The sequence below is a fragment of the Bacillus sp. EB600 genome, assembly GCF_024494385.1.
Taxonomy (GTDB): domain Bacteria; phylum Bacillota; class Bacilli; order Bacillales; family Cytobacillaceae; genus JAEVLT01.
On the sequence record NZ_JAEVLT010000096.1, the window covers coordinates 1 to 3,239 of the forward strand.

Sequence of the window (3,239 nt, forward strand, 5' to 3'; positions counted from 1 at the left end):
ACATTATTTCAGTTATTCATTTTCACTTTAGTCCAGAAAAAAATCTGAAATAATTTGCTTGTTTTTTCATTTTATTTCAGATTGTGAAAAATCTTAATCAAATTATTTCAGCTGAAAAATAACGAAAAGAAAACCCCTAAAAAGGGGCATCAACTCGAATATATTCACGTATATTTATCCGGATCTTATACACTTCTTGTGTATGCAGGATAAAGATGGCATCATGGTTCAGAGTTACGAACCAATCCAAATCTTTCTCTAAATAAGCACGGAAGTATCTATTTTGAATTCTCAATTCAAATGTGTAGCCCTGGTCTATCCAATAGGGTGTTTGACCAATCCAAACTCTCCACTCTTGGTCTCGATGATCAAAAACTAGGATGCCTCTCTTAATCATAGACCGCTATCCTCAATTGCCAATCTTACGATTTCCTCATCTATCTGTTCTTTTTTTAGATTAAATCCAAACAATAAGCTATTCACCGTTAAAGTATTAATGACTCGTGGCCAGCCTTGTGATCGTGATGCAATAGCTTCCTTTGCTGCATCCGTAAATATGGGCATCTTTGCGCCGGCTAACTTCATGTGATGATCAATATAAGCCGAAACTTCTTCTTTAGATAATGGCTGGATCTCGTATTTCATGATGATTCTCTGTGATAGTGGACGATGATGATTTAATGCTAATCGGCTTTTTAAATGAGGTAATCCTGCCAAAACTAAAATATAAGGGTTAGTTGAATCCATTTGAAAGTTAAATAATATGGCTATATCCTGTAAAAATGCATCCTTTGCCATATGCATTTCATCTAAAATAAAAACTGGAGTGATCTTTCGTTCTCCAGCCAATCGTTCAATTCCTTGCTGAATTTGCCTGAAGAGATCAACTTTGCGAAACTTCGGTTCTTCTCCTAAGCCATAAGCTAATCCACGATAAAAGTCCATTACTCCTCCCGTCGAGAGAGGAAAATAGATTACTTGGTATAGAGTAGGGCTTAGAGATTTCCTAAAAGACCGTAAGGTAAATGTTTTTCCTACACCGGGATCACCAATAAGAAGACCGATTCCTTTCGATTTTTGTAAGTAATTTAATCCATTTAATGCGCCCTTGTAATCATTAGAATGATAAGCGTCAGAGGGCCGTATATCCTTTGAAAACGGTGCCTGTGCTAATGAGTAATAGGATTTATACATTATCCTGTTCCTCCTGCATGCTTACAGTTTTAGATAATGAAAATGGCGAACGAGCCCGTTTGACATGAGCGTTATCATTCATGGAAACCAGAGTTGCTTCTGCCACTTTTCTATCATTTTCAAAGATATAAATTCCTTTGTCGTCCATTCTCACATCGACGGATTGGCCGATAAAACGTGAAGGTACTTCATAGAGTCGTTTATCTAAAGAAATAGTTCCATCAGGCTTAACCTTCCGTTGTTCGCGTTTCAAGAAGATTGTCTCCAAAATGGACAGATCCTCTAAAAAGGTTATATCGCTTATTTGTGAGTGAAAAACCTCATGAGGTGTTTTACCCTCTAAAGAGGCATGTACTCTTCGATGATAGTCTTCTTCTAACCAGCGCCAGAATCTTTCATTCAATTCTTCTAATGACTGAGCTGGCTCAATTTGTAATAATGGATAAAACCTCGTTTGCACAGTCTTAAACAGCCTTTCTATTTTCCCTTTGCTACGGGGGTCGAACGGAGCCGTGTGGGTTAAGGTAATCCCCAATTGCGCACATGCATATTGAAGTGTTTCGGATCGATAGATCTTTCCATTATCCGCATAGATAATCTTGGGCTTGCCTCTGCGGATTAAAGCTTCCTTTGTTACAACTCTTAATCCGTCAAATTTCTCTGACGAGAAAAACTGTGCATAGGGCACGAGCCTAGAACAATCATCTATATAGGCAATCAAAAATGTCTTTTTATTTTTTCCATTTATGGGAACGTATGGCCCGTGAGATAGATCTCCCTGCCATAAAACATTGACTTTCTCATGAGAAAATCGTTTTCTTTCAGGAATTGCTAAATTTTGTTTCCCTACAAGGTTGTGCTTTTTTAATAATCGAATTATAGTAGAGTATGATATTTGATTTTTTTGGATTTCTCCACGCTCTATTAGTTGTTCGTAGAAGACACTAACTGGCATATGGAGATTTTTTTTTCGTATTTCTAAAATTTGATCCTGATCGTCAGGAGATAATCTACGAGAATTTCCTCTGTCTCCACGCTTCTTTGGTTTTAATGCCTCAAATCCATTTCGGCGATAATGAAGAAGCCATTCTTGAATTGTCTTTATGGCAATTTTCCGTTCCCCATAATAAGGAATTGGATGAATCTTACCCTCCAATTCTTGCAAATATACTTTTGGATCTACCTGCCCATTAAAAAGAGGGGCAATTAACCCATATCGAAATAAGGCGACTTGTTCTCGTTCTTTTTCATTCATGGAATCTTCCTCCTTTTGGTTAGAAGGACGACCGGTCATCCATGATTAATATTCTACTTTCTTCGCTATTTTTTGACGATGAAAAATGTGTGTGGGACGAGCAATATTTTTAAATTGCCTCAAATATGGTAGAATTAATTTGCCATAAAATATTTAGATAAGTGACCCCAGCTCCTTCGTAAGAAGGAGGATTCGCCAAAATCGAGGATCATTATCATATATTTTGTGGCCTCTTTTTTTCTTTCCTCTGAAACCCCCAGAACCTGACCTGAATCCACAAAAAAACTATGAATCCAATTAAGATTTTTATAGTAACGCATCAGATGAAACCTCAATAGCTGCCGACTGCTATTAACCTTTTTCCTCTGAAGAAATTGATGTATTCGCTTCAAAACTGTATGTAACGTATGTTGAAAATATGGGATTAAAAAGTCCGGAAGGACTGAAATGCTTTTCTTGCACACCAGGCATTTAAATCGACATATAGGGATTTTCATTGTTTTCTCGTCGGTTAACCCAAATCTCCAATAGTATCCATTTCTATGGATATTTCCTGCACCAATACATTTACAATTAGGGCATTTATCTAATATTGGAAAATCATTTTCCTTTCCTCTTTCTGCATATTCAATTAAATCAATTCCGAAATCATGAGAAATGACCATAAAAAAACTTCCCCCTCATAATATGCAGAAAATTTAGCATATTAATCCAGGAAAGTATAGTATTTAATCTGGAGAAATTTGAAAAAATCCTTCGCATTTTAGAGGAAATAAAGTGACTGTTTACA

At 36.5% G+C, this 3,239-nt stretch carries 3 protein-coding genes; all 3 read right to left on the minus strand.

Annotated elements, in window-relative coordinates; genetic code table 11:
* Nucleotides 1–136: 136 nt before the first annotated feature.
* The 3 genes from JN080_RS28520 to JN080_RS28530 are packed head-to-tail and all read right to left on the minus strand — an operon-like array spanning nt 137 to nt 2,449.
* The gene (locus JN080_RS28520; RefSeq protein ID WP_256239311.1) at nt 137–397 is read right to left on the minus strand and encodes a DUF5348 domain-containing protein; all 261 of its coding nucleotides are present in this window, start codon (nt 395–397) and stop codon (nt 137–139) included.
* Nucleotides 394–1,194 carry an ExeA family protein gene (locus tag JN080_RS28525; protein ID WP_256239312.1) on the minus strand — a complete coding sequence of 267 codons (801 nt, stop codon included), beginning with the start codon at nt 1,192–1,194 and terminating at the stop codon, nt 394–396. The genes JN080_RS28520 and JN080_RS28525 overlap by 4 nt, the downstream gene beginning before the upstream one ends.
* The gene (locus JN080_RS28530) at nt 1,187–2,449 is read right to left on the minus strand and encodes a DDE-type integrase/transposase/recombinase (protein ID WP_256239313.1); all 1,263 of its coding nucleotides are present in this window, start codon (nt 2,447–2,449) and stop codon (nt 1,187–1,189) included. Before JN080_RS28530 ends, JN080_RS28525 begins: the two co-directional genes overlap by 8 nt.
* Between the last annotated feature and the right edge of the window lie 790 nt (nt 2,450–3,239).

Coding starts and splice junctions, on each gene's coding strand:
- JN080_RS28520 (WP_256239311.1), bottom strand. CDS start 397: ATGATTAAGAGAGGCATCCTAGTTTTTGATCATCGAGACCAAGAGTGG.
- JN080_RS28525 (WP_256239312.1), bottom strand. CDS start 1,194: ATGTATAAATCCTATTACTCATTAGCACAGGCACCGTTTTCAAAGGAT.
- JN080_RS28530 (WP_256239313.1), bottom strand. CDS start 2,449: ATGAATGAAAAAGAACGAGAACAAGTCGCCTTATTTCGATATGGGTTA.